Annotated in this window: 29 protein-coding genes; 2 read left to right on the top strand and 27 right to left on the bottom strand. The window is 38.0% G+C overall.

Annotated features, from left to right (window positions below):
* Positions 1 to 30: 30 nt before the first annotated feature.
* The 3 genes from cfbD to cfbA all read right to left on the bottom strand — a co-directional run bounded on the left by cfbD (position 31) and on the right by cfbA (position 3553).
* The gene (cfbD, locus tag ASJ81_RS14240) at positions 31 to 1143 is read right to left on the bottom strand and encodes a Ni-sirohydrochlorin a,c-diamide reductive cyclase catalytic subunit (protein WP_095644988.1); all 1113 of its coding nucleotides are present in this window, start codon (positions 1141 to 1143) and stop codon (positions 31 to 33) included.
* Between the two features lie 351 nt (positions 1144 to 1494).
* Positions 1495 to 3135 (bottom strand): coenzyme F430 synthase, encoded by a 1641-nt coding sequence (gene cfbE, locus ASJ81_RS14235; protein ID WP_095644979.1) that lies wholly within the window; start codon positions 3133 to 3135, stop codon positions 1495 to 1497.
* A 25-nt stretch (positions 3136 to 3160) separates the two neighbouring features.
* Positions 3161 to 3553: a sirohydrochlorin nickelochelatase gene (cfbA, locus tag ASJ81_RS14230; protein WP_095644978.1), complete on the bottom strand. Its 393-nt coding sequence runs from the start codon at positions 3551 to 3553 to the stop codon at positions 3161 to 3163.
* Between the two features lie 449 nt (positions 3554 to 4002).
* Here cfbA and ASJ81_RS14225 point away from each other — a divergent pair, with 449 nt between their 5' ends.
* On the top strand, positions 4003 to 5940 hold the full coding sequence (locus tag ASJ81_RS14225) for a heavy metal translocating P-type ATPase (protein ID WP_095644977.1): 1938 nt from the start codon (positions 4003 to 4005) through the stop codon (positions 5938 to 5940).
* 149 nt (positions 5941 to 6089) lie between these two features.
* Here the strand turns inward: ASJ81_RS14225 and ASJ81_RS14220 are convergent, their stop codons facing one another.
* The 22 genes from ASJ81_RS14220 to ASJ81_RS14110 all read right to left on the bottom strand — a co-directional run bounded on the left by ASJ81_RS14220 (position 6090) and on the right by ASJ81_RS14110 (position 22389).
* Complete coding sequence (locus tag ASJ81_RS14220) at positions 6090 to 6428, bottom strand: P-II family nitrogen regulator (RefSeq protein ID WP_095644976.1); 339 nt, start codon at positions 6426 to 6428, stop codon at positions 6090 to 6092.
* Positions 6425 to 8038 carry an ammonium transporter gene (locus tag ASJ81_RS14215; protein WP_095644975.1) on the bottom strand — a complete coding sequence of 538 codons (1614 nt, stop codon included), beginning with the start codon at positions 8036 to 8038 and terminating at the stop codon, positions 6425 to 6427. The genes ASJ81_RS14220 and ASJ81_RS14215 overlap by 4 nt, the downstream gene beginning before the upstream one ends.
* A gap of 569 nt (positions 8039 to 8607) precedes the next feature.
* Positions 8608 to 9063, bottom strand: a complete 456-nt coding sequence (locus ASJ81_RS14210) for a DUF2267 domain-containing protein (RefSeq protein ID WP_170943323.1) — start codon at positions 9061 to 9063, stop codon at positions 8608 to 8610.
* Positions 9064 to 9250: 187 nt separating this feature from the next.
* Positions 9251 to 9841: a hypothetical protein gene (locus tag ASJ81_RS14205; protein WP_095644973.1), complete on the bottom strand. Its 591-nt coding sequence runs from the start codon at positions 9839 to 9841 to the stop codon at positions 9251 to 9253.
* Positions 9842 to 9991: 150 nt separating this feature from the next.
* Entirely contained in the window at positions 9992 to 10369 is a 378-nt protein-coding gene (locus ASJ81_RS14200; protein WP_170943322.1) for a PadR family transcriptional regulator, read from the bottom strand.
* Between the two features lie 590 nt (positions 10370 to 10959).
* Positions 10960 to 11505: a gas vesicle protein gene (locus tag ASJ81_RS14195; RefSeq protein WP_095644971.1), complete on the bottom strand. Its 546-nt coding sequence runs from the start codon at positions 11503 to 11505 to the stop codon at positions 10960 to 10962.
* Complete coding sequence (locus ASJ81_RS14190) at positions 11502 to 12302, bottom strand: GvpL/GvpF family gas vesicle protein (RefSeq protein WP_095644970.1); 801 nt, start codon at positions 12300 to 12302, stop codon at positions 11502 to 11504. Before ASJ81_RS14190 ends, ASJ81_RS14195 begins: the two co-directional genes overlap by 4 nt.
* Positions 12241 to 12615, bottom strand: a complete 375-nt coding sequence (locus ASJ81_RS14185; RefSeq protein ID WP_095644969.1) for a gas vesicle protein K — start codon at positions 12613 to 12615, stop codon at positions 12241 to 12243. Before ASJ81_RS14185 ends, ASJ81_RS14190 begins: the two co-directional genes overlap by 62 nt.
* Entirely contained in the window at positions 12605 to 13261 is a 657-nt protein-coding gene (locus ASJ81_RS14180; protein ID WP_095644968.1) for an Hsp20/alpha crystallin family protein, read from the bottom strand. The genes ASJ81_RS14185 and ASJ81_RS14180 overlap by 11 nt, the downstream gene beginning before the upstream one ends.
* 91 nt (positions 13262 to 13352) lie before the next feature.
* On the bottom strand, positions 13353 to 13766 hold the full coding sequence (locus ASJ81_RS24845) for a gas vesicle protein (RefSeq protein WP_095644967.1): 414 nt from the start codon (positions 13764 to 13766) through the stop codon (positions 13353 to 13355).
* Between the two features lie 250 nt (positions 13767 to 14016).
* The gene (locus ASJ81_RS14170; RefSeq protein WP_095644966.1) at positions 14017 to 14325 is read right to left on the bottom strand and encodes a hypothetical protein; all 309 of its coding nucleotides are present in this window, start codon (positions 14323 to 14325) and stop codon (positions 14017 to 14019) included.
* Positions 14300 to 14581: a gas vesicle protein GvpG gene (locus tag ASJ81_RS14165; protein ID WP_245860174.1), complete on the bottom strand. Its 282-nt coding sequence runs from the start codon at positions 14579 to 14581 to the stop codon at positions 14300 to 14302. Before ASJ81_RS14165 ends, ASJ81_RS14170 begins: the two co-directional genes overlap by 26 nt.
* Positions 14581 to 15240, bottom strand: a complete 660-nt coding sequence (locus ASJ81_RS14160; protein ID WP_095644965.1) for a GvpL/GvpF family gas vesicle protein — start codon at positions 15238 to 15240, stop codon at positions 14581 to 14583. The genes ASJ81_RS14165 and ASJ81_RS14160 overlap by 1 nt, the downstream gene beginning before the upstream one ends.
* A gap of 320 nt (positions 15241 to 15560) precedes the next feature.
* Positions 15561 to 15911, bottom strand: coding sequence for a gas vesicle protein GvpO (gvpO, locus tag ASJ81_RS14155; protein WP_170943321.1), 351 nt, complete (start codon positions 15909 to 15911; stop codon positions 15561 to 15563).
* 225 nt (positions 15912 to 16136) lie between these two features.
* A complete protein-coding gene (gvpN, locus tag ASJ81_RS14150; protein ID WP_095644963.1) occupies positions 16137 to 17240 on the bottom strand; it encodes a gas vesicle protein GvpN in 1104 nt (367 codons plus the stop codon).
* A gap of 813 nt (positions 17241 to 18053) precedes the next feature.
* Complete coding sequence (locus tag ASJ81_RS14140; protein WP_095644961.1) at positions 18054 to 18269, bottom strand: hypothetical protein; 216 nt, start codon at positions 18267 to 18269, stop codon at positions 18054 to 18056.
* A 488-nt stretch (positions 18270 to 18757) separates the two neighbouring features.
* Positions 18758 to 18988: a gas vesicle protein GvpA gene (gvpA, locus tag ASJ81_RS14135; protein WP_048109058.1), complete on the bottom strand. Its 231-nt coding sequence runs from the start codon at positions 18986 to 18988 to the stop codon at positions 18758 to 18760.
* Positions 18989 to 19024: 36 nt separating this feature from the next.
* Positions 19025 to 19255, bottom strand: a complete 231-nt coding sequence (gvpA, locus tag ASJ81_RS14130; protein ID WP_048109058.1) for a gas vesicle protein GvpA — start codon at positions 19253 to 19255, stop codon at positions 19025 to 19027.
* A 36-nt stretch (positions 19256 to 19291) separates the two neighbouring features.
* The gene (gene gvpA, locus ASJ81_RS14125) at positions 19292 to 19522 is read right to left on the bottom strand and encodes a gas vesicle protein GvpA (protein ID WP_048109058.1); all 231 of its coding nucleotides are present in this window, start codon (positions 19520 to 19522) and stop codon (positions 19292 to 19294) included.
* A 742-nt stretch (positions 19523 to 20264) separates the two neighbouring features.
* Complete coding sequence (locus tag ASJ81_RS14120; protein ID WP_095644960.1) at positions 20265 to 20684, bottom strand: DUF2892 domain-containing protein; 420 nt, start codon at positions 20682 to 20684, stop codon at positions 20265 to 20267.
* Positions 20685 to 20793: 109 nt separating this feature from the next.
* Positions 20794 to 21267 carry a DUF2892 domain-containing protein gene (locus ASJ81_RS14115; protein ID WP_245860173.1) on the bottom strand — a complete coding sequence of 158 codons (474 nt, stop codon included), beginning with the start codon at positions 21265 to 21267 and terminating at the stop codon, positions 20794 to 20796.
* Positions 21268 to 21519: 252 nt separating this feature from the next.
* On the bottom strand, positions 21520 to 22389 hold the full coding sequence (locus tag ASJ81_RS14110) for a transglutaminase-like domain-containing protein (RefSeq protein WP_170943320.1): 870 nt from the start codon (positions 22387 to 22389) through the stop codon (positions 21520 to 21522).
* A 686-nt stretch (positions 22390 to 23075) separates the two neighbouring features.
* Between ASJ81_RS14110 and ASJ81_RS14105 the strand changes: the two genes are divergently transcribed.
* The gene (locus ASJ81_RS14105; RefSeq protein ID WP_095644958.1) at positions 23076 to 23303 is read left to right on the top strand and encodes a ChaB family protein; all 228 of its coding nucleotides are present in this window, start codon (positions 23076 to 23078) and stop codon (positions 23301 to 23303) included.
* 417 nt (positions 23304 to 23720) lie between these two features.
* Here the strand turns inward: ASJ81_RS14105 and ASJ81_RS14100 are convergent, their stop codons facing one another.
* Together ASJ81_RS14100 and ASJ81_RS14095 are read right to left on the bottom strand one after the other, a co-directional pair.
* Positions 23721 to 23981: a hypothetical protein gene (locus tag ASJ81_RS14100; RefSeq protein ID WP_095644957.1), complete on the bottom strand. Its 261-nt coding sequence runs from the start codon at positions 23979 to 23981 to the stop codon at positions 23721 to 23723.
* 454 nt (positions 23982 to 24435) lie between these two features.
* Positions 24436 to 26271, bottom strand: coding sequence for an amino acid permease (locus tag ASJ81_RS14095; RefSeq protein WP_095644956.1), 1836 nt, complete (start codon positions 26269 to 26271; stop codon positions 24436 to 24438).
* Positions 26272 to 26513: the final 242 nt, after the last annotated feature.

Here is a 26513-nt window from a genome sequence, read left to right as displayed (position 1 = left end):
TTCCTCCTGATTTATCCTGGTTCTTCCTTCTCAGGCTTCCTTTGCAATTTCCCTTAAGGTAGCTCCAAACTCGGATTCTACAATCTCACTGACTCCAAGTGTTTTCGGGTGAAGGTCGATTTCTACCAGCACATACTCATGACCCATTTCTTTTAAGGGGAGAACCTGTCTCGGGCCGTTAGTGACTGAAATAAGCTCCATGTCTTTTATATATTCCATAGGGATTGCGTGCGGGACACCCGTAATGACTGCAAAATCAAAGTCACTGTATTTTTCTTTTATTAATTCGCTGACCTTTTCGCCTGCAACCGGGTACTCGTCCATACCGCCAATAATCTCATGCACCTCAATTCCGTGTGCTTTTAAGTCTCTTATTATATTCTCGGCATGCTGCCTTACTCTGGGAAGTCCGAGCTCTGGGTCGATATTTGCCATATTAATAAGGTTTTCTTTTTTTCCGAGAGCTGCTGCAACTTCATTGACTGCAAGGGTAATGTCTGCAAACATGTAACCGGTTTCTTTTTTGGCATTCATGATGACAAGACCCTTTTTGCCTTCCTTGAGGAGTTGAATTACACGCTTTGCGGCTTTGTATTTTACATCCCCCCGTGAAGGGGCAAGATATTCTTTGCTTGCAGCCCCAAACTTTTTTTCCACTTCCGTAGCTTTTTCAAGAAGGTATTTCTGACGCTCGAACTCTGCATGATCAATAATCCCTGCATCGAGTGCGGATTCCAGAGCAAAGAGTACTCCTTTTGTGTTATTATGATAGCCTGCGTGCACCTCAACCTCGATTACAGGAACATCAGGATTTGCCTCGAGCACGGCATCATGCATTTCCTCTCCTATAATCATACTGGCGCAGGTTCCTACAACACCGATAATTTTAGGGTTAAAAAGCTCAACCGACTTGTTGATAAGTTGTACAAGTTTATCATGCCCTCCGAAAACGAAACCATTTTCATCGAGGCCTGTTGTAACTACATGTATACCGTCTTCTTCGAGCAGCCTTGCATGTTTAAAGGAACACCCGGGAGGCCCATGCAGGATAGCGACATCAACATTTAAGTCTCTCAGAGTATAAAGAGCCGCAACAATGGAACTTGGGCGGGGATGAATGATTGAAATCTCTTTTTCAGCCATGACAAATCCTCTTGTTTGGATAATAGGGATATTGATAAGAATGGTAGAACGCATTTCCCTGAAAGTTCCCGTGTCCTCAGGATATGAACTACCACCTGTATCGCAGTAGGATTGGGAAACATGATCAGTTGAAATTAAAGCGAGTAATGGAAACGAATACAGATTGGAAGAGCCTGTATAAAACTCTATCATAAAAATTTCGGCGAAAAGACTGAAGCCTGAGTTTAGTCTATTTGAGTTGATAAAATCGTATCCGAGATTTTTATCACTGGCAGAAGTCCCTGGCAATTCCCTGACTCTTCGGTAATTCTTCAACAATTCTTCAGTGAAAAGACTGCGTATAAAAAATCCTTAACGGAAACATTTTACCGAAGAGAGTATTATATCTTCGCCTCCTGCAAATTCCGAGGCTTTTGAAAGCCCTTCCGGAAGATTCCATGCATATGAAATGTTTTTCCCATTGACTGCTTTCATCCGTTCTCCTACCAGGATAACCTGTTTGCACTTCGTACCGAATTTATTCACAAAGCCCTGCACGAGTTCAGGTGGCAGCCCTTCACATACCTGAGAGGCTTCTTCGCCAAGCACAAGAATAATATTCTTCTTTTTTTCATCCTTTTTCTTAAGAAGAGCGTAATCAAGGGCTTTTTCGGCCGAGAGGATATCCATGCCGGAATTGGAATTATCTATCAAGGAAATGCCGTTCATTTCCTTTTCCTGCATCCTGCCTGAAAGCCCTCCGAATCCTTCAATTACCGATATTACAGCTTCAGGTTCGATTCCAAGTTCGAGGGCAGCTGCCGCTGCTGCGACAAAAGCAGTCCTGTAAGCCGAGACATTATATCCTGGACGCAGGGAAGCTGATAAAATTTCCTTTCCCCTATGCAAAAAGCGAATACAAGAGCCTGAAGTTGTAGGCGAAGCCTGGAGTTCGGTTGAGCCGGTTTGCATCAATAAACCTGATAGGTTGGCTGAGTTCGATAGATCGGTTGACCCTGATAGATCGGTTGACCCTGATAGGTCGGTTGACCCTGATAGATCGGTTGACCCTGATAGGTCGGTTGACCCTGATAGTCTATCTGGCCCTGGTAAGTCTGAAGATGTTACAAACTCTGAGGGGACTGATAGGGCTAAAGTTCTGGATCCGGTTTCCAGCACAAAGTCGACTATTTGACCTTGTGTCTCGGAAAGTTGGTTACCGAATGGGTCTTTGAAGGTTATAACTTTTATCTGATCCTTTTTTGCAGCTTTAAGGGCTTTTTTGGCCCCTGCATTGATTAGAAGGGTACTTCCTGGTTTTGCGTGCTTTACAAGCTGGAGTTTTGCTTCGCTTGCAAGGGCTGTATTATTTGCAATCCCGTAGTCCGGGGTAAGGGTTGTAAGAATCCCCAGATCAGCAGTACCTGTGCCTCCTATCGAGATTTCTACTATAAAAAAATTCGGTCTGATTCCGGCCTCAAAAGCTTTCTCAACTGCAACCAGAATACTTCCTGGAGTTATGCTCAGGCCCTTATAAATGAGAGACGAAGAACCCTCTTTCCAATATTCAAGCCCTCGTGAAGTATGCAGTACTACTTCAAACTTCCTGGAGAGCATATGGGCCAGGAGGGATGCAGTACTTGTTTTTGCTTTTACGCCGGTAACCTCGACCGTTTTTATGCCTGAAAGCCTTGAATCGCCATTGAGAATTTCTCCGACAATTTCATGGTGCGAAAGGATGTCTTTTCCATGTTCTCTGGCTTCTATAAGCATAGGATAGGCAGAATCAAGGTGTACAGGCGCTACAATTAGGTCAAATCCCGAGACAGGAAGAGGAGTTTTTGAGCAGTGTATCCCATACTTCTCCTCAAGTTCAAGCAGAGTTTCAGGCTTGACTGTCCCGTATACATCTATTCCGCTTACTTCATTTCCAGCTGCTGCAAGGCTTTTTGCGATAGGAATGCCACCGTGGGTCAGATCGAGCACGGCGAACTTCTTCCGATTAAGGTCCATGATAAAACCGGACCCCAGGTATAAATTAAAGGGCTTCCTGAACCCTCTTGAACACAAGGTCAGCGATAAGCTCGTCGGCCCCGATAGGGTTTGCATAGCACAGAGGAACGGCTTTTCCGTCAATTTCCAGGGTGCCACAGCCATTTTCGTCCAGGCTCAGGATCTCAGGGATATCTTTTGTGATATGAACTCCAGACGCCAGGAAAACCGGCACTGCCGCAATTTTTGTCACACCGGTACCTGAAAAGCCTTCAATTGCCTTTCTAAGGGTTGGCTCACTGTTTTCCATAAAGCCGGCTCTGACAACGACATCCGAGTGCTTTCGTGCTATATAATCTGCGATCTTAGTGACTACTTCTTTATTGTAAGGTAGCTTGCTCCCATGGCCAATGGCCAGTATTCCGAGTTTTTCTGTCATTTTTAAAACCTCAATCTCTGTCTGTTCAGGCTTAACACAATCATTTGGATTTGTAATAATGAAGAGTTTAACATAGTTAGGATTTATATGATATAATCCTTTTGAAAAAGGAACAGCGGGAGAAAGTTTTGATAGATCCGGGCCTAACAAAGTTGAAATAAATTAATATAGTAAATTACTATAGTAAATTAATATTGTAACTTTGTAAATTTAACTGGTTGATTTCGGATTTTTGTTTTTAATTTTGGTACGTATTATTTGCCCTGGAGCTAAAGTTGTTGTTTCAGTCTAGTTCTTTTAGCTGCTTTAGAGATTATTCTCATCAGCACAACTTTAGTTTCTTACAATTAAACCTAATTTTATTATTTCGTAATAAATCATAATAGTTTTATGTTATTAACCTTTATAGATTTTAGCATCTAAAATTTTATTTTATTTGGGTAGATAATATGACGGATAACACTTATAGTCGTAATATAGGTTTTTGGAGCAGCATTCGTATCCTGGCTACTCGTTATCAGGATTTTTTACTTGAGCCTGGAACGTTATTTACTGTAGCAAGCGGGGTCTTGCTTATAATAGCGATAGCTATGTATCCGCAGAATATGCTATCAGAAGGAAATAACTCAGGCGAAGGCAACTGGTTATATTTATTATCTGCACTGGTAGGATCATCGTTTATATGGTGGTCTGCCTACCAGGGAATTAAAGAAAAGGACTTTACTGCTGATATCCCGGTTACTATCGCAACAATTGCTGCTATTGCAATCGGACAGTATTCAGCTGCTGCAGTCGTAGCCGTACTTTTGCTCCTTGGAGGCATGCTGGAGGAATTTGTTTCTGCGAGAGCAGGAAAGGCACTCGAATCCCTGGCGAAACTATTGCCTGATAGAGTCACAGTCAGACGTGACGGACATGATATTGTAGTGCCTCTTGAGGAAGTTAAAGTAGGGGATACGATTCTGGTTAAGTCCGGAGAACGCGTTGCTGTTGACGGCACTGTTCTTTCGGGCACTGTTTCAGTAAATCAGGCTGTTATTACCGGAGAAAGTCTGCCAGTCGATAAACAAGAAGGAGATAATGTTTTTGCAGGCACTCTTAACGAAGTAGGTGCAATGGAAATATTGGCAACTAAAGTCGGAAATGAAACGACCCTTGGGCAAATCCATCGTTTGATTGAGGAAGCCCAGACTCAGAAACCAAACGTAGAAAGGCTCCTGAACAACCATGCCAAATTTTACACACCTACTGCAATTATCTTAGGTGTCCTGCTCTGGTGGTGGAGTGGAGACCTGACACGAGCAATTACTATGCTAATAGTGTTTTGTCCATGCGTGATGGTACTCGCTACACCTACAGCACTGGTTGCTTCGGTTGGTAACGCGGCATTAAGAGGCAATCTTATTAAAAAAGGAGCTACGATAGAGTCTATGGCGAAGATAGATACCGTTATTTTCGATAAGACCGGGACACTTACTCATGGTGAACCAAAACTTGCCGGTATCATAGCATTGAACAACAATAAAGATGAAGACTTATTATTATTGGCTGCTATCGCAGAGAAATTCAGCGAGCACCCGCTTGGAAAAGCTGTTGTCAAAGCTGCTGAAGAGAAGAGGTTATTAATTCCGGATCCAGAATCTTTTGAATCCATATCAGGAGCAGGTATAAAAATTAAAACAAGAGGAAAAAATATCTTTATAGGCCGTCTGAAACAAGCATCTGAACTTAATTTATCAATTTCTCATGAAGCTGAAGAAAGCATTAAAGAACAATCTCAACTGGGCCGTAACGTAGTCATGATGGGAATTGATGACGAAATCGCAGGGTTGCTGACATTTGAGGACAAAATCAGGCCTGAGTCAAAAAAGTCCATAGAGAGCCTTCATAAGCTTGGAATAAAGACAATAATGGTTACAGGTGACAGTAAAGTAGTTGCGGAACAGACAGCTAAAGCTCTTGGTATAAATGATATATATGCCGAAGTAATGCCCCAGGAAAAAGTCAAAATTGTGAAACGTCTACAGTCTGAAGGTCATAAAATTATCTTCGTAGGTGATGGTGTTAATGATGGTCCGGCACTTGTCACGGCTGATGTAGGAATAGCTATGGGACTTACCGGAACAGATGTGGCAATAGAAACAGCAGAAGTTGGACTATTATCTGATGACCTTTTAAAAATTCCATACCTTATAAGCGTGTCCAAGAAGGCAATAAGTACTATCTGGCAAAACGTTGTGTTCTCGCTTAGTGTCCTCTCAATGGCAGTTATATTGACTATACCTGGTATACTTACACCCGTGACAGGGGCACTGCTGCACGAACTTTCATCAATTCCAGTAATAATGAACTCAGCGAGACTAATTACGTATAGTCCCAAAGACTGAGAATTTGTTTATTACATCGGTTTACCGAACCTTCTGTGTATGGGAAATTTATAAATAGCTTCTGTTTACCAGGAAATTTATAAATAGCTTCTGTTTACCAGGAAATTTATGAGTAGCTTCTGTTTACCATGAAATTTGTAAGAAAGGCCTTAAACGGCCTTTCCATCTCTTTCACCTGTTCTTATCCTAACCACCTTTTCTACCGGTAAGACAAAGATTTTACCATCTCCAATGTTTCCGGTCCTGGCGGAACTAACGATAATATCGATAGCCTTATCCACGTCTTCATCATTTACAATCAGCTCAACCTTTAACTTCGGCAAAGTGTCAACTCGGTACTCCTGCCCTCTCCATTGCTGGATAATACCTTTTTGCTGTCCGCGTCCTTTTACGTCAACAATAGTGAGGCTGCTGAAACCGGCATCTTCAAGTGAGGCTTTCACTTCTTCAAGTTTTGTGGGCCGGACAACTGCTTCGATTTTCTTCATATGACCCTCTCCTTTTTAGTCTCGGCCGCTACCACTATCGGATCACGTATGTGACTCGGTTCAGGGCTTTTATCCATTCCAGTTTCAGGGATGTCACCAACATAACCAGGGCATCCCACCTCGGGTACGTCAAGACCTCCGATCTCGACCTCGGTGCTCACACGCATTGGCGTGATCAGGTTGATCACCTTGTAAATGATAAATGCCAGTCCGCCAACTACGATAAAGTTGGTAGCCACACCGATAAATTCTGCCACGAACTGCAGAGGCTGGCCGTACAGCAAACCGGTAACTGTTCCAGGCACGCCATTCCAGCCAGCGCCATAACTGCCATCTGCAAACAGACCCAGAGCGAGACAACCCCATGCGCCGTTGACCATGTGTACTGAGACCGCACCGACCGGGTCATCGATTTTCAAGTTTTTCTCAACGAAGAAGACTGATTCAACTACAAGAACGCCCGAAACAAGGCCGATGACCGCGGCGCTGATCTGGTTGACGAACGCACAGGGTGCAGTGATAGCTACAAGTCCTGCTAACATACCGTTACATGCCATACCTGGATCCGGCTTTTTCGTGCGGACGGCCCACATCCATGCCGTAGCCGCTACAGCACCGGTAGCTGAAGCCAACATAGTGTTTGTGGCTACAACAGCTAGTCTAAGATCCTCACCTGCCATGGTTGAGCCCGCATTGAAACCGAACCATCCGAAAGCCAGGATGAAGGTGCCGACTATAGCCATAGGAATACTGTGACCGGGTATTGCATTAACCGAACCGTCTTTGTTATACTTGCCTATGCGTGGTCCGATTAGCCATGCGCCAACCAGGCCGATAACTCCTCCGGTCATGTGCACAACCGATGAGCCTGCAAAGTCCACGTGACCGTGGCCCAGACCGAAATTAACTCCAAGCTGTGACAGCCAGCCTCCACCCCATACCCAGTTGCCGAAGAGTGGGTATATAAAGGCACCAATAGCAAATCCCATGAAACAGAACGACAGAAACTTCCAGCGCTCTGCAAGCGCTCCGGTAGGAATCGTCGCGGTCGTATCCATGAAGACCATCTGGAATAAGAATAAAGCGAATACGCCCACATCATAAGTGCCTATTAGCCCAAATCCGGTCATTCCGAAGAGCCCGAACTGATGCCCTAAAAGAGTAATCGAGAACTCGTGGTTAAGTCCTGTATAGCCTCCCAAAGTGGCCAGTGGACCAATACCTCCGAACATAATGGCAAAACCCGTGAGGAAGAATCCTAGCATACCTAGTGGATACACAAAGAAATTCATAGCCATCGTATGCGCGACATTCTTCACGCGGACGAACCCAGTCTCAACCATCGCAAACCCGGCCTGCATGAACATAACCAGAAAACCTGCAAGCAGTGTCCACATAATGTTTATGGCTACACTACTGTGCCCTACAGCACTGGTCACATCTGCTAAAGAAGGTGCACCTCCGGTGCTCGACGCTACATAGCTGGAATAATCCGTATCAGCTCCTGTAGGGTCTGCCTGCTGGTCCGCCAGCACTATGGCCGGAAAAGCAACGACCAATATAAAGAATATCAAAAAACTAACGAGTAACCTATTCATTTTTTTCCGCATTCAATAAACTCCTTAATTTTTCCATTCGGGCTTTAATAATAGGCGGTCAGCGATATGCGTGATCTTATGGTTTTTGTTATTTTAATAAGACAGGTTGAAAGGACAATAAGATATGATAGATATAATTGAAACTTCTTTAAGATTGATTTTTTATAATTACTATCCTTAAGGTCTATCTTATCCGTCTAATAGAGCCCTGTATTTATCTCACCAGCACGGTATTTCCTTATATTCATATATTAACTTTTCGCATTAATCGGAATATCATTTCCTAGTTTTAATCATATTAATGTATCTAAACTCTAAAAATAAATATTAAACAAATGTGTTAAAAGTAGATGAATAAGCACGGTCTGATACTGTGAGGACAAGCGGCAATAGCGGCTCATAAAAAGCCGTATACTTTCAATTTTGAGAAAATAACATCTAACGGCTGTTTTATATGTCTGAAATAAAGGTATCTTTACAAGAATAAGACGAAAGAAGAGAAACATTAAACAGGTATAAGGTTGAAGAACTCTAAAAAGTTGATAAATTTTAATAAAAATTTAGTTTGGATTTCTACGTTTTCATCCTTTCGGCGCGATTTCTTCTGGAAACCACTCCTGAATTTCTTTTGGCATATTGAATTTTACATCCCGAATTTCTCCTTCGCCCATGTGCCTGTACATGACCCGCAGGACAGCTCGAATAACTTCAGCCGGGTTTACATTATCATCGAATTCAAACTGCGCATGCACCCTTCTTGCAAATTCCTCTTTTTTGAACTTCTCGGGTTTATCTCTGAGAGTCCAGCCGTCATAATACACTCCTTTAATCATAAGGGGCAGCTGTGAAGCAAGATCAACAGCTTCCTCCACCGGAAGCCGGTCTCTGATTGCGTGCAGTGTACCCCTTAATGCCTGATATGCACTTTCTTTGCTCTGCCATTTCAACTGGCTCAGAATATCCCTGAGCCATACATTGGTTAAGTCTATACTATTGTCAAGATTCCGTACGCCAGTAGTCGTTTCAACTCCCCCCAAAGCTTGAAAAATAAACATCATTTGGCAGAATTAAATTATGAGCTGTATTATATAATTATATCTAAGACTAAAATTAGAAGAGGAGAGTTCAGAGCACGATCAGATTTCGAGAGTAGAAGACCGGCAAGAGATACCTGGGTTTAGATTAATAGCAGCGCAAAATTTTTATCTTTGATCTGGCAATTTTTTAATGCTTTACCAGATCAAGAACTTCAATATCATGGGCTAGTTTTGGAATCACGTTATGTTCCGCCCCTATAAATAAAATTCCAGTTTTCCCATCTTCCAGAGTATTGTTTATCCTTGAAGCTATATATGCGTCTCTTTGTTCGAGCAAAATGTCTTTTTTTGAATCATATTTCTTTTTTGCTTCGTCTTTTTCTGCAGTAGAAGAACTGTTTAGGGTCTCAAGCAATAGATTACGTTCTTCAATAAGAAGCTGAGAACTTTCAGTGGCAACGACCTTTGCTCCCTTTACTACCAGTTTCTCGATAATCTGGTAGTTCTTGCTCCCGAGTTCTGCCGTACTATGAATGATTTTCATTCCTATTTCTCCTTCACATGGCAAGCCATCCTGATAAATTCTTGTGTGCTTAAAATCGAGATTAAGCTGAAAGATTTCTTTTTCAAGTTCATCCCAGAACTTTTCAATAAGTTTCTGGTTCTCTTCCCATTTTTCCTTGCCAATTTTAGAAATAGCCAGCTGCACTAGTTCTTCACTTAGAGTTCCCATATCTGCAGAGGTATGGACAATCCTTACATATACAAGTTTTCTCATATTCCCACCCAATTTATTGTTTTACAGGAATCTTTACGTAAACTACGGCAAGATTCCAAAAAATTATATAACTTCGAATATTTAATCTAGTTTTTAAAATTATAAATTACTTAAAATGAACCTGATTGTCATTTCAAAAATTGTTTGACTTTAAGGCAAATTCTTATTTATTTGTAGTAGAAAATACATGAGAGCTTCTCTAAACTCTTGTAGCTGTTTAGTGATTATCTGTTTTCCTTTTTCAGTGGGAACATAACACTTAGTTCTCAGGTCACCTTTTACTGTATCTATCTCAAGTATATCTTGATTTTTTAAAGAGTATAATAATGAATATATCGCGCTTGGAGACACATAAACCTGGTGCTTATAGAAAATCTCTTTTGCAATATCCTGCCCTGACATCGAATTGTTCCTGATTACGCAAAGTACTGCTATGTCAAGATGTCTCTTTATAAGTTCCTGCACATAACAGTTATGTACAGGCGATCCTGTAGGTTGAACTACATAGTTATCATTTTCAAGATTCATTGTTTCACCTGGGTTGGAAGGCATAATTGTGGCACACTCTTTTAATTTTAAATATAAATTGTTATCAAGCTTTGGGATGAGCTTGTTATGTCTAACAATTCTTATTTATCAGCTTTAAATCCAAATTGTTATCAAGCTTTGAGATGAGCTTGTTATGTTTAACAATTTTTATTTATCAGCTTTAAATCCAAATTGACTAATGTATGTACTTTTGAAATGCAATGAGCTTAAAACTTCCATTCTTAGTTCAACAATTGATGTCACCAAGGACTCATAAAATCATATTAAGCCATAGTTATCGTTCAAATATACCAGGCTTCTAATATATAACAACTTCTATGAACTTACATTATTAACTAGGATAATTATCCAACAATAATAAAAATTAATGAAAACATGTTAAGATATTAATACACATCACGTGTTATAAAAACAAACCAAATAATTAATTTTCTTATTTTATTATTTCTCAACTATTTAGTCTATAAATTTACAGAATTTCAATTCTATTTTGAAAATGGTTAAAAATATTTTATGTCTTTTGCCCATTAATTGCAAAATGATGTGTCAGCACACTTTAATCAGCCAAGTTATATGCAGTGGACTTCTTTTATAAGTTTGCAATAAATTTCATTTATGTTTTGGCTGTGGACGTAGAGAAAATTGTCATCATTAGTTTTGATACATATTTCTTCCCTTTCTTTTTCCTCGTGAATGTTTGTAATAACAGTAATTTCCAGTATATTTTTTAGCGACACTTCATATAAGATTTTATTAATACTTTTATTCCATCCAAAAATTCTGCGATTTGTTAAATATATAAAACAGTAGTTCCAGGTTTTACTCTGGTTATGAGAATAAGAACCGTAAAATCTCAGCATAACTTCTTCTTCCGACATAAGAACTGGCTTGTTTATTCTATGCTCAAGTTCCCAGGCTCTTGTATCCTTGTCGAATTGTTCAAAAAGCCCATACTCAAGCATTGTTTCAATTCCAGCAGCTAAAAGTCTGAGACTCAAGCCTATTAGAGGTATGCCTCCAACTGAAATAAGAACATCAGCATTAAGAACAAGCCCTTTATTAAGTAACCTATCAAGAAGTTCTACCAAGGAGTCCCCTTCACGTTCCGGTATCATGTTTGAAAATCCCTTTTAAGATCAACAAAACTAAACGGTGCCCATGGTCCCGTAAATCTGACTGTAAAACCTTCACGTTGATTTATTTGATCAAGGACATGCCCTAAATTTTCAACACTTCTATTGGAAACAAGACAAGAAAGTGTAATCACAGATTTTTTGCCCTTATATTTTTCCGGAACATGGAAACTTTTTTCTTCATGAATCATCTCCATTGTATTCTCATATATAGCGTTCCCAAACTCGGTTCCAAGTATCGAAAGCTCGTTCATTATGGCGTGGTCCCGCCGGACATCAAACTGTTTTTTAAGGATGTAGTTTTTCCCCTTGGACCCTCCATCTATTTTTGCATTCAATGCTTGAAGATCAGGGTTCTCTTTGAGGACTTTTTCAGCAAGTACTTTTGGGTCATAGAAGATTTGAACTAAATATTCTGCAGTATCACTCAGTCTTTCAAGCTCACTTTTAAAAGAATCATAGTTCTTCTGCATCCAGGATCTTATGATTTCATCGTTCCCTTGTGCTACACACCCGAAAGAAAACGGGAGGATGGTGTTGAATTTTTCAGTGAGCTTATCAATTGCATAATTATGAGAAAATATCCATTCTTTTGCCTGTTGTTCATCCTTTGCTGCTTTGGGTTTTGTCTCTGAGAAATGTACAGCTGCAGCAATATCTCTATAAACAATTGTGTACACAGAATTGTCATTAATCCCAATAGGTCCCAGATTTTGTTCAGCGGCTGTGTTCACAATTGAGTAGAGATATAGGCAACTCTCCTGTGTTATTTCTTTCATTTTTATCAGCTTCCTCAATCCACCTTGTTGGATTTAAAAATTTATCAATTACCTGATCTACTACCTTATCCAATCCTTCTCGCACAGAATAAACACAATCTTCAAGCTCGTTATCAATTTTTATGGCTTCAAGTGCTTCTTGAAGGTCAAAAAGGGCTTCTCCGAGCCTTTCAACCTCTTCTTCACTCAAAGATCCGTTTTCTATTCTCAACAATGCCTGTTTCTCAAGTAAGTCCTGGATAATCTCAACAAGGGCTACAACAAGACCCAATAATCCTTTTTTTAAATTGTTTTCATCAATATTAATTGACATTTTTTTCCCTTTTTATCTTCAGCTGAAGTACACCATTCTTGTAGCTTTTTTCTTCAATTGACCCCGATTTACATGGCAATGAAATCTTTTTACTGTAAATACCTGCAGAAATATCCAGCACGTCATCCTGAATTTCTATGTTTATATCTTGCTCCTCTACATCAGGAATTTGAGCTATTACATAAACAAAGTCCTGTTTTTCAAACACATCAAAAATAGGTTCTGCTGGCTCTGAACCCTCTAACATTACTTTTTTCCTTTCTCTTGAAACTGTACCTGGAACATTAGAAGATTTGTTTCTTGTAGACAGAGGTCTTATTGATAGTCCATAGCTTACTACTGGTTTGCTACTCCATCCAGTTTCAAGCCTATGTTTTATTTCCATATCTGTCTCAGTAATTTTCTGCCTGAATTCTGGAGAGGTCTTTTCGAGAACTTTTATGATTCTGCTGAAGCCTGGAATTGATCCTACAATATCTCCTACTAAGCTAGCATGTTCATAATCTGTAGTTCTGCGTTCTTCTACTCTCTGTTCAAGTTCTTTAATTCTATTTTCCAAGTATTGGACTTTTTTTTCCAGGTCTTCTTTTTTTATGTCAGTTTTTGTTTCTTTCTCATTTTCATTTTTCTCATCATCATTGCCCATGATTGATCCCTCCCAATTAATCGGGTTGCCACTCCTATACAAGGTAATTTATAAAGTAATAAACTGACAGCAATACCTATTACAGCTAATTTTATTTCTCAGGAATGTAGTTCCCATCCTGATCGAGTTCTATGTAACTTGCAGGGATTATTGCATGTTTTTTCTTGGAAAGTGGGCTTGTCCATCCGCAAATCGGGCATCCTTTTTCGATTAAGAGTTTTTCTTCTCTACGATTCCCACACTCAGGACAATTTGCATAATTTATATCTGTTCTCTTCCAGGCCGGAGCATCAAGATTTGTTCCCGAAGGAAACTCAAGTCCATATTTTGCTGCGGTTTCAAAGGATGCCAGGGTAGCCGTAATTTTTATTCCAAGAAGCTCAGTTCCCGCGATGGATACTGAAATATCAGCATTAAGTACAAGTCCTTTATCCAAAACTCGATCTATTACATCCACAAGTCCCGCGGATTCTCTTACAACACTTGCATTACTATTTCCGCTCATAATTTACCTCTTTTGATGATTTCTAAAACTTTCTAATATTTTTATTATTTGCGCGGTAGAACTGAGTGCTCAGTCGGTTAACTTTTTGACAGATGAATTTTCAATTTAATTTATGCTTAGTACGAGTCCCATTAATTTATGCTTAGTACGAATCCCATTGGCAGTTAACCGCCATTGACCAGAATTACAGAACATATTGAAAGGCCTTCAGTTAGCACACATCGTAGTTACTTAACTAAAGAAAAAATGCTTATATTCGCTTTTTACGATGGCGTTTCACAGGGTTTTTGGTTAAAAGGTTGGGGTGAGTTTTCAGAGTGTGAAAATCACTTGAGTGTGTATCAATAGTTATATTGTAATTATATTCAGCTTTTGAGCTGAAAGGCCCATCGATTTTGCCTGATCCGGACTTTTGAGTTATACCTTGATTATCCATTTCTTCAAGTAATTTAAGAAAGTTGTACAACCCAAAAGACTTCTCTTTGGCTTTTATAAGTTTTGAATTTTTTTCCGCTCCTTTTTTCGAGAATTTATCAGGAAAATATGTCGGTTCTGACATTAAGATTCGTCTCCAAAACTCTTTCTGCAAATTTTAATTGTCTCATGAGCTCGCTTTTCTTTTCTTCATATTCTTCTGTCGAGATCTCATCAAATTCGTAAAGCAGTTGATTTTCCTTGATTTTGTTTTTAATTTTATCCACGTTGTAAAGTTCTCTGTAAGCAAAGTCCCTTATTGTTTCTATGTTTGAAATGAGATCGAGTCCAGGAATTGAAATTCCTATCATTCTCAAAAGAATATCATCAAAGACAAACATTACCTGAAGCCACCCTTCTTATTTGATAATATATGTATATCTACAAAATTATATGGTGGCCAGGGTCCGCTATATCGAAATTTATAATCACTATACTTTAGTTTAAGTTTCTCAACTTCATCTGAGAAAATTTGAATTTTCTCCTTATCTACAAGATAAGTAGTATTCATCAAAAGGCGTGGGCTAAAAAGGTTAAGACTCTTCGATTGAGAAGTTATTTTCTCAAAGTTTTCAGTTGATTCAGTTTTACAATGTTCTCTCTTTTCATTGTCTATTTCAGTATCCTTTGGTAAAAATATTTTTATCCCGAGTTCTACCTTATTATCCACCAGTGTAAAAGATTTTTTAATAGCTTTTTTTCCTGCACGTATGGAGACTTGTATTAGTTTTTTATTCTTGAATCCCATTCCGTATGCTACCGGGATAATGCTATAATCTTTCATTACTTCCTTGACTACATTTTGATGAATATTTATTTCCTCTTCGTTATCTATTTCATATTTTTTAAATGGCTCATCGCTTACAACAGGACAAAAATCCATGCAGTCCAGTGTATATACCTCGTGTCCCTGAAAACCTATATTACCAAAGCTTATAGTTTCTTCTTGGGATTTGATTATGCAATAGACATACTTACTATTTTCAGGCGCGAGCTTCATCGAATACCCTTCCCAACTTCGCAAAGCAGTTTACATTAAATATCAATTCAAAACTTCATTTGCTATGCTTATCGAATCGTTTTTACGTAGGTTTGAAGTTATATCGAAATATTATTAAACGCATCAAGAATTTTGATTCCTTACGCGGACTTGCTTTCAATAAGAACAAGCATTATATGTCCATACGTGTTCGGTTAATATGCAGAGCTTCCAGTGAATGTTCTTCTCTAAATTAGCGTATAAATTACATTAAAAATATATTCAACGTTCAAAGCTGTGCATGGAATCGTTAACCAGCTAGATATATTATATTTTGATCTTTAGTCCTCTTCTTGTACGAACATGTCAGATCTACGCCGCATCCCTATTTTATTATAGTCCATAATCTCCATACTTGAGTTAAAGTTCATTTCATAGATACTCAGTATATCCTGTGTATCGGGAATTGACTTTCTTTCAAGGACCTCAACTATGAATTTTGTGATATCCTCTTCTCTGGATACACTTACTACTCCTTCCGCTTTCTTTCGGGTAATTTTCTCAATCACAAAAATTGCTTTATCAAGGTTTTCAATTAATGAAATTGTCCTGGTTTGGGTTTCTTTTACATTAGAGTTCATTTCTTCCCCTTTTTCTTTGCCTCTGATTTTTTTCCCAGATTTTAATTCCATAAAAACTCTCCAAATTCCTTTTAAATTTCGCATTTATAGGGACAGTTGTTCTACACTTATCCTTACTTATCCACTCTTTCATTTGCGAAATTTTGCTGAAACTAACAAAGTTTAAATTATTATCCAATTTCATGAAACATACTGCGGTGGCGTTAATGTGATCTATTGCTTACATAGAGATACGCCAGCGCAACTTTAATTAATCCGCAAGTGTATTTTGAATACTTACGCAGTCTTTAACACTGCTTTATTTACAGGCTTCTCTTTCCTATGTGGTTCAGCATTAGAATCTGTATTTTCAGAGTTCAGCTCTGATATGACGTCAATTACGAGTTTCTTTTTCTTAAGCAGTTCAGCATTGGAACTTGTTTTTGTTGCAATTACATCGACGAATAGCTGTTCAAAATAATCTTTTACATTATCATTCAAATTTTTCACAGCTTTTCCAACCATAATGCCAGACCTGATTCCAGGTTTCTGAGCTTCAGTAGTCTGATCTCTTATTTTCCGGATGGTAGATACTATTTTTTCAGATTCTTTCTCAGATATGCCTGTATGACCTTTCACTATCTGAACTTCAGTTTCAAAACTATAGTAGTCCATATATATGCCTACCATTCGATCCAGCAAAGCGTCCTGAGGAACATGAACTCCTGCGTACTCAACCGAATTACTTGTCAGAATTGCCCTGAAATCCGGATGTACTTTTATGTATTTTTCCTCACCAAACCTGGAAGGTAGTTCAAGTATCCCTTCTTCAAAAACCGAGAGTAAAACGTTATTTGCAAATGGTTTTGCCCTGGAAAATTCGTTATATATGAGAGTATATCCGTACTTGCATGCAATAGCCAGAGGATTGTCAGTCCACTCAGGTTTTATGACATCTGAACTTTTTAGTACATTATGAATATAATTGTCCCTTATCGACTCCTGCTTGATTTGAGCATATCCACCTATGAGATCTTTTGTCGTAAGAGACTCGTCTCCATTAATCCATACGACAGGACGTCCAAGTTCTTTTGCAATATGTACAGCAAGACTTGTTTTTCCACAACCTGTAGGACCAATCAAATGTACAGGGTATCCGGCTTTTACCCATAGTTTTATTCTTTCACTTAATTCTTGGATTTCAGAACTATTGATAAAACACTCCATTTCAGGAACCAGATACTTTTTTTCTTTATAACTATTTTTTAAGTTCGCACTGGACTTAAATGGTTCATTTATATTTTTCAGATCGCCATCAACTGATTCCTGTTTTGTTTCCTCTAAGGTTTTGTGAATAGGTTTACCCCTTATTATTCTCTGATGCGTCGCTTTATATACCATTTTTCTTTCCTCTTTTAGTCATAGTCCTCGAGATTTGTTTTGTGTTGAATATTGTTTGTCTTCAAAGGTAAAAATTATCAGGATTTATGTCAAATGAGTATGAGTTTGATACTTAATGGACTTCGTTGAGTAACTTACATATACTTCATTGAGTAACTTACGTATTATTGATTTAAAGTTTCAAAAGCTCCGTTTCTATATCGGTTTATGAGGACGATTTTTTTATAGAGTTATATCTTGTCTACACAGTAGTTATCACTATGTAAAATAGCAAAGAGCTACATGTCTTTCTTAATTTTTTTCTATAATGGTGTGAAGTACCAGATTGTGATTTGTATCCTCTTTAGTTTGGTGTGGAATTATAAGTTATATCACGGAAACGCAGATAAGAAAATGCAAATCTATGAAATTCAGATTTATGAAATGCAAATCTATGAAATTCAGATTTATGAAATGCAAATTTGTGAAATTCAGATTTATAAAATGCAAATCTATGAAATGGAGACCTATAATAATAACATAAGTAAAAGAGTTAAATAACTCTTTTACAGTGCAATAAAAATACATTCGTATTTAGAATGTTCGCTACCAAATCTAAAGAATATACTTTAATTTGAGTATTTACTATGGAGTTGATAAACTCCTTAAGGGCCTATCACAAATAACCTTCTCAATGATCCTTTAATCACTCAACTCGTTCCAATATTTCTCAATATGGCGCGTTTGGGGGAAGTCATTAAGTCTGTTATTTTGGCTTGAGTCCTAACCGATTACAAATGTATTTTTATTCTTTTTAGATTTGCTTTAATTCCATTATCCATAGAATTCTTTAGTATAGAGATTGATATTTTTTATCTCTTCATCTACTCCTGATCTAATTTCTGCGACTCCAGATTGAATCTGCATGGCTTTTTCCTGATTCTCCGCCTGAAGCTGCATTACTGCGGAATTGAACTTTGATACCCCCTCTTCCATTTCCAGTGTCTTAGTACTTATGTCTTTATTTAGATCAGCAACGCTTTTGGGCATATTTTTGACCTCCTTTTTACACATACCTTTTCTCTATTTTGTTTCTGCACTTTTGCAGAAACATTTTTTATAGTACCGAATTTTCATATATAATTGACTCATTTCCGGAAATCTAGCTAACTTGAACTTTTAAATTGGAAGCTAAATTTATATGATAGACAATTCCTTTAATTGGCCCTAATGTTCAACATCTCTAGATATCTATTTATAGACGTTCAACAATTTGTATTCGGTTTAGAAATTTAGTATTCTTGGTTTTACATTTCTCACTAGATTTCGGAACTAAGTCATAGCAATCCAAATCTAATATAAGCAGGTTGTATCAAAACTACATTTGATTTTGCAACTGGAATAACATATTTTACTAGGTTACTTATGTCTTAAATTCGGAATAATTGCCCTCCTGAATTTAAGGCAATAATACATATTATCCAATTATCAAAACGAATCGAGTTTTGATACAGCCTTTTTACTTTGTTTTTATGAAATTATGCTGCAATAGCTGGTTTTTCTTCTTTTGCAGCAATTTCGATTTTTGTGATCTCTTCTGCATAGTGCAGGAATGTGTCAACAGATGCAACAACTACTCTTGCTTCAATTGCCAGGATTTCAATACCGACAAGTGAAACTCTTGCCCATACGTCAACAACTATACCTTTGTCAAGAATCCTGTCAAGCACTTCTGCCAGGCTGGAACTGTCTGGACTCTGTGAAACCATTGTCATCACTCCAATTTTTATTCTGTTTTTATGAGATTATGCTGCAATAGCTGGTTTTTCTTCTTTTGCAGCAATTTCGATTTTTGTAATCTCTTCTGCATAGTGCAGGAATGTGTCAACAGATGCAACAACTACTCTTGCTTCAATTGCCAGGATTTCAATACCGACAAGTGAAACTCTTGCCCATACGTCAACAACTATACCTTTGTCAAGAATCCTGTCAAGCACTTCTGCCAGGCTGGAACTGTCTGGACTCTGTGAAACCATTGTCATCACTCCAATTTTTATTCTGTTTTTATGAGATCATGCTGCAATAGCTGGTTTTTCTTCTTTTGCAGCAATTTCGATTTTTGTGATCTCTTCTGCATAGTGCAGGAATGTGTCAACAGATGCAACAACTACTCTTGCTTCAATTGCCAGGATTTCAATACCGACAAGTGAAACTCTTGCCCATACGTCAACAACTATACCTTTGTCAAGAATCCTGTCAAGCACTTCTGCCAGGCTGGAACTGTCTGGACTCTGTGAAACCATTTTTATTCACCATCCATGTCTGGGTTTATACAGATATGCGAATTAGAGTGGAGATTTTTTTCTCTTATAGGATTGGCATACTTTAGCATTAATTGTACTGGCAGTTAACTGCCATCAATTAAAAAAATCCAATAAGATAAAGTTCCACATTTTCAAACTTTACAGTATCTGTTTTCGTTTTAATATCATAAACCCATAACGGCAAACTGTACTATGGTATAACTTCTTTATATACTTTGGTATATAATATATTTTGTTTTAAAAAAACTGAATAAATAAATATACTAATTTATTTCAAAAAATATATTTAATTAATTTACTAATTTTGTTTCAAAAATAGTGTCTTTTTTTTAAATATGTGGGAAAAGTATCTCATCTTCTAAAAAATAAAAAACTTATACAGTTTTCACCCTTATACGATTGATAACGTTATATTTCTAAAAATTTGTAAATGTCGTAGATATTTTATTTTTGTAACTGTTTAACTTGGATACAACAGTATTAATAACTGTACTGTTGAAACTCAAAGGGTAAATTCGAAATTTTTCTTTAACTTCTTCTACTGGCTATTTTTTCATTTTTCATTAGTTAACAATCAACTTTGATTTGTAATCCAAAGTAGTGAACAACTTATTTTGAGTAGGTTGGGCAGTTACAAAAAATAAACTGGACATTTAGTTCAGCTATTATATGTTTCTACTTTAGTATAGCCTTCTTTTCACGATTCATATTGCTATATTATTTAAGAGCTCATAAGATCTTCACGCAAAGCTTTAAGTGCATATTTTTCCATTTCTATTTCCCGTCTTGTGCGTATGCCAAGCCGTCTGAATACGGATACAGGGGGACACCATCCCTGCACTGCATGTTGAAACAGGAAAATAGAGACTATTAGAGGCAGAATAAACCATTTTCGGCTCTTTTTAAAGCCCATAACAGTTCCTATAAAGGTAAATATAGCTGCATTTGCTTCGAGATAGCGCTCGATGTCCCATTCAAAATCTAGTTCTTTAATTTTTTTGTTTATTTCATAATTCGTTTTGCTTGCATAGAACCGTACTGTTGCAGCTATTTCTATATCAATTGCCTGATTGATTTCAGGAGGCGTATTAGCCCGTACTCTATCTCCCCGAATGAGGTTACTATAGTCATCCGTTACCATAAAACTCCCCCTTAATAGATTTACAAGGTCTATAGTACGAACAAAATTGACTTTACTAATTTTCGGATATCAAAAATAGATGTTTAAAATGAAAGACGAACTATTTATCTTAGACCGATTTACTTTCAGCGATAACTTCCTTTGCACGATCTATGCAGTTATCTTGAGATGAAATTGTATCAAAATCTCCGCGCAAAGCTTTAAGTGCATATTTTTCCAGATCTATTTCCTGTCTCGTACGGAAACCGAATCTTCTTAGTATAGATACAGGAGGGCACCAGCCCTGCACAGCGTACTGGAGCAGGAAAGTTGAAGCTATTGCGGGCAAAATGAACCATGTTTTGCTTTTTTTTAAGCCAAGTATTATTCCAATCAAAGAAGCCGTAGATGCGCGGATTTCAATAATGCTTCCTATATCCCACTCTTTATCAAGCTCTTCAATCCTTTTGCCTATTTCATAGTTGGTCTTGCTCGCATAAAACCTGACCATTGCAGCTATTTCTGTATCGATTGCCTGATTAATCTCAGGAGGCGTATTAGCCCGTACTCTATCTCCTCTCACGAATTCGCTGTAATTGCTCATCTCCATGAAACTCCCCTTTTAATAGTCTCTTTTCAATGTGTAATCATACCCCGAGTTTTCTTTTACTAAAAGAGGGTAGAAGTATGCGAATATAAAGTTAATCATAAAAACTTAGTTTCAGGACTTGGTTTTATAAAGAAAAAAAGACATTAACACATTTTTTTCCACTTTTTTGTTTTCTGAGATATTGCGAGGGAAAAACGGATTTTTATATCCCAGGAATGATTCCGAAGTACTGTCTTATCACCTATTTCAGAACTCAATCAGCCCTTCAGGATAGTAAATTACCTCTGCTCCTTTAAAATATATGCCTCCGGGGTGCCTGTATCCATTTGACCCGCTCCAGTCAAAGTTTAACCAGTACTGAAGCTTCCCGTCTTTAAGTTCTCTACCTGAGTACCAGATATTTTCAGCATAGTAATATCTACCCTGTACATATCTGAGAATTTCGGATGCCGTTTCCTGGTTATCCCCGATATAAAGTTCAGGATAGGCATGCCCGTAGCTTTCGTTTGTTACAGTAACGACCCTTGTATTGAACTCCATATTTTTTAAAAGGGAAGATATAACTATGGAATAGTCATCACAGTCCCCTTTATATCCTTCACTTATAGTCTGAGATGCATCGAAGAAAAATTCACCTTTTTTTTCATCGCGGTACTCCCAACGCTGGTTCACGTAATCAAAAACATCACAAGCACCTTTAATATTGTATCCTGAGGTCTTTCCAGTTATATTGAAGACTTCGGAGGCGATTTTCTCATTTTCTAACCCAATACCTCTCTGAAAATTCATGGACAATCGCCTGTACTCTCTAGGATAGACAACGTTTGTTTTTTCTTCACGATAAGTCGGAACCTCTGGTATCTCAGGAGAAGTAGAGTTTGTCAGGTATACAGAGCTCTCATTTTCTTCTTTCTTGTTTTGTTCTCCAGATACTGTATCAGCAGACAAAGGGTTATCCATTTCATTGGGTGTTGTATTCTGTAAATCCTTGATCAGTTCTTCTGAGTTCAGACCTGAAACAGGAACTTCATCCGTAGCTGCAGGATATATACACCCGGAAGCAAATGCAAAAAGAAGAAGGAAACTTAATAACTTGAAAAACTTCACCCTGATCACTTTATCAACTTTCTGGATCAATATAATTGAAATTATATGCAGTATAAATAAGGTCTAACTTATCTCTACAGGTCTGTAACTATAGATTTGCATGTATAAATTTGTAAGCTATCTACTTATCAAAAAAGCTTGCAAGTATAAACTTTTAAGCTATAACTCTTACTATTGTTTGTGACAATACCTGAGATATTCAGGCTTATAAATAAATCCAGGCTTATAAGCTGCAAACTCCCATATCTGAAATGTTTGAGACTATTGCATAATGATAGAGAACCAGAATTGTAAGAATGAAACTGAAAAAGTTTAAACTCCTCTCTTCCTTTTCAAAAACAGCCCACACTTACAGTAATCTACCCCTTCGCAATATTTACCTCCCTTCTGAAAATGAGGACAAGAAGCACGGTATTTGCATTTAGTATTTATTATAAGGGATAGTAAGTTCATTTTTTACGTCTCCCCTCCTATATTAAATACTATGTTCAAATATTTAAAATGTATACTTTCTCTTGTTTCTTATCCTCTAACATGTTGTATTAATTCCAGGCCTTTAAAGGTTAAGCAACAACATGGTTATCCTGCTGACAGGAGGACGCCCACTGTTCTATTCACAGTAAAAGCATACTGATTCAGTCCGGTTTATACAAATCCTTTTAAAAAAGAATCTCCTATAATTAAATGGGGAATAAATGCCGTATAAAACAAATTGCGAACTACCGAAAATGGTTAGGGAAAATTTGCCGGAGCACGGGCAGGACATTTACAGGGAAGCTTTCAATAGCGCCTGGGAAGAGTATAAAGAGCCTTCCGAACGACGGGGAGACACTACAAGAGAGGAAACTGCACACAAAGTTGCCTGGAGCGCAGTTAAGAAAGTATATGAGAAGGATTCTAAAGGAAACTGGGTAAAAAGGTAAGATTTGATTTTCGAAGTTATATCTGTTTATCTTTTCAATCATTCTTCATGAATGTTCTATCCTTACCAGCAAGACAGCTAGCTTGAAGATAGCTACGGTGCTCTTATTGGGACCCTTGTTAACAAGGCCTCAAGTAGATTTCAACGAGTGAATCAGGAATCTACTACCTGTTTAGTTTATCGTTGTCTCTCACTAAAACAGCATAGATAAAGTTACGAAAAACTAAAATATAAAATATGTATTATACAGTTAAATAAAATAAAAATAGTATAATTTTATATAAAGATTATATTGTTTTGTTTTTCCCATGCTATAAATCTACAGAAGTGCAATGAAAATAACGCATTTCCTTCAAACTACGTTTTGACCGAACACACAAACTACTTGCTTTTACTGGGTTTAACCTGCGAGTTCATATTAGCATATGGTTCTTGAAGACTTTTTAATACTATTATTCACTCTGGTATTTCCTGAAGTGGTTTCAGTCATTTTGAAATACGGCAGCCCTTTGATAGCCAGATGAGCCATAGCGTGCTCAATGTCCGGAACAGGTTCCTTAATTTTGTCCGGGCTTGCTATGGCGTTGAGCAGCTCTGCAAGTGCAGGGCTGTTCGAGCTCCAGGTACCATTGCTCTGGGCCTCGGCTTCAAAAATTTGCCATTCAATTTTAACTGACATAAGTCCTCCCCCTCTCAAATGTGCATTGTCCATCTGGACTTCACACTTAAAAAAATAAGAGCTGATTAATACTCACATGTAGTTGTTTTTATAAGCTTTTGCCTATAATGTTATACTAATCTTATATTGACCTTCTATATATAGCTCTACTTTGTAACTAAAATCCCAAACTTTTGAGACGGAAGGGAAAGAGGCAGTGTCACAAATTTCCTGTAAATTCAAAGTCAAATTTTTGTATACTGACCAAGTTTAGTTCTCTTGCTATTGGATTCTCAAACTATCAATTTATTAGGATTTCTAATTTTAAAGAAAAATTGGCACACTGAAGAGAAAACGAAACACGTGCATCTCCTTGAGTGGTTTTATCCGAAACCGTTGTGTAATTTTATCCCACCTTATGGGATTGGGCTTGAACCGAGTTCTTTTAAACCAAGATGCTTTTGATTTATCCAAGTTAGTTTTGACCTCTTTTCCCCCTGAGACTTGCATATATTCTACGGGCAGGTTTTTTAACCAGATAATTAAAACTTTCTCTTGAGATTGGTTTTGGTTTCTTGACTATCACTATAGGTTTCTTAGAATGCCTGGCAATTCTCTGCGATAGAGTCCCAAGTAAAGAAATCTTAAATCTTTCACTTGAGTCTCCAATGATTAGCAGATCATTGTTATTTGAGGCCTCCAGTAGAGCATCTTCTATGGAATATTTCTCAAGTACTCTGAAACTAACAGGTATAGAAGTTATTTTCTCAATGAGACTCTCAAGTTCGTCAGTAATTTTCTGCCTTTTTTCCTGAGCTTCATCAGGGCTAATGATACTGATAATTTCTACTCCGGCACCTGTGTTTATAGCCAGTTTTTCTGCGAGATAAAGGCCATAGACCGAGTTTTCTTTACCGTTATACCCTACAAGGATTTTGTTTATGCTGTCAGGTAGATGCCCCTTTAATAACGCTATTGGACTTTTTGAGGACAGGATAACCTGGTTTGTAACATCATGTAAGTACTCGAATCTCTTTGGTTCGTGCCATCCCATAATAATCATGTCTGCCTGCTCAATTTCAGCCTGCTCCAGAATTGAGTTTGATATGCTGTGGTCAAAGGCAGCAATATATTCTCTTTTATGTCCGAGAATTGCAGGATAACTCTCAAATTCTTCTTTGAAACGGCAGTCCATTTCTATCTTTTTCTCATGATATGCTTCCTGAGCTAACTTTAAGTTTGTTTGATCCGGTACTTCAATAACGTGGAGGCAGACTATCTCGCTTCCCATAAAGTCTGCCAATTTCAAAAGATCACGCTCATGTTTCGGATTGGAGATCGGTACGAGCACTTTTACCAGGGAGACAGGCTTAATCTCCTTCTTTTCTACAGTATTCTCCAGCAGGTCAAATAAGTTATACTCAGGAACGGCTTTGCCCCTTCCGTAAAATGAGTACCAGCCAATCCCGGCAAAAATCATCATTACTGTGAAGAGAAGAGGTAATCCACCAAGCATGGGAAGAAGTACTATGCTCCCGAGTATCCCGAAAATCTGCGTATAGGGGAAGAAAGGGTCGCGAAAAGTGGGTTCATATCCTGGCAGGGTTCTTTTTCTGAGGATTATCACTGCCATATTTAGCAGGATAAATATCAAAATATTAAAAGCTCCACCCAATCTTGCAAGCTCCTCTATGTCGAACAGGAATAAAAGCAAGACCATTACTGTTCCTGTTACCAGTATAGCATTATGAGGAGTTTCAAACTTTTGATGGATGAGAACAAACCATTCAGGCATAAGTGCATCTCTGCTCATGGCAAAAGGAAATCTGGAAGACGATAATATAGCGCCGTTAGCTGTGGAAAGGGTAGCAAGCAGCGCACCCAGTTCTATTGCTATTCTTCCGGATTCTCCTGCCATCAGACCTGCAATATCAGCAAGGGGAGTAACTGATGTCATGATTCCTTGAAGGTTAGAGAATCCTACAACCACTGCCATTATACCAACGTAGAATAAGGTTACTACAATGGCTGAAGAGATAAAAGCCAGTGGCAGGTTCTTTGATGGGTTTTTTACTTCCTCGGACACTGCGGCAGCTTCTGCAAGCCCGAGATAGGATATGAAAACAACTCCTGCTGTTGTGATTATTGAGGTAGCCCCATAAGATGTGGCAGATGAAAAGTCAGCCGGATTAACTATAAAAGATACTCGGGCTATGAAGAAAGCCAGGATTACCAGCAAAAAGATCACGATAAAGTTCTGTAGTGAACCGCTGCTTTTTGCTCCACGATAGTTAATTACTAACAGGATCACGCCGGTTGCAGCTGCTACTTAGGAATTACAAAGATATAAATTCAAATATTTTCATTGCCTAAAGATAATTCTGTTTTAACTGATACAAACCATAAAGGAATTTATTTGAATGCTACGCAAAAAATATCCGGAAGAAACAGAAAAGCAAATGAAATCATTTTTTGATTCTTTGAATGAGAGAGACAGAAGGAGATATGCAGCCATAGAAGCAATTAAGTTAGGTCATGGTGGACAAAAGTATA

It is taken from the genome of Methanosarcina spelaei (assembly GCF_002287235.1).
GTDB classification, from domain to species: Archaea; Halobacteriota; Methanosarcinia; order Methanosarcinales; family Methanosarcinaceae; genus Methanosarcina; species Methanosarcina spelaei.
This window is presented reverse-complemented; position numbering and strand designations above follow the sequence as displayed.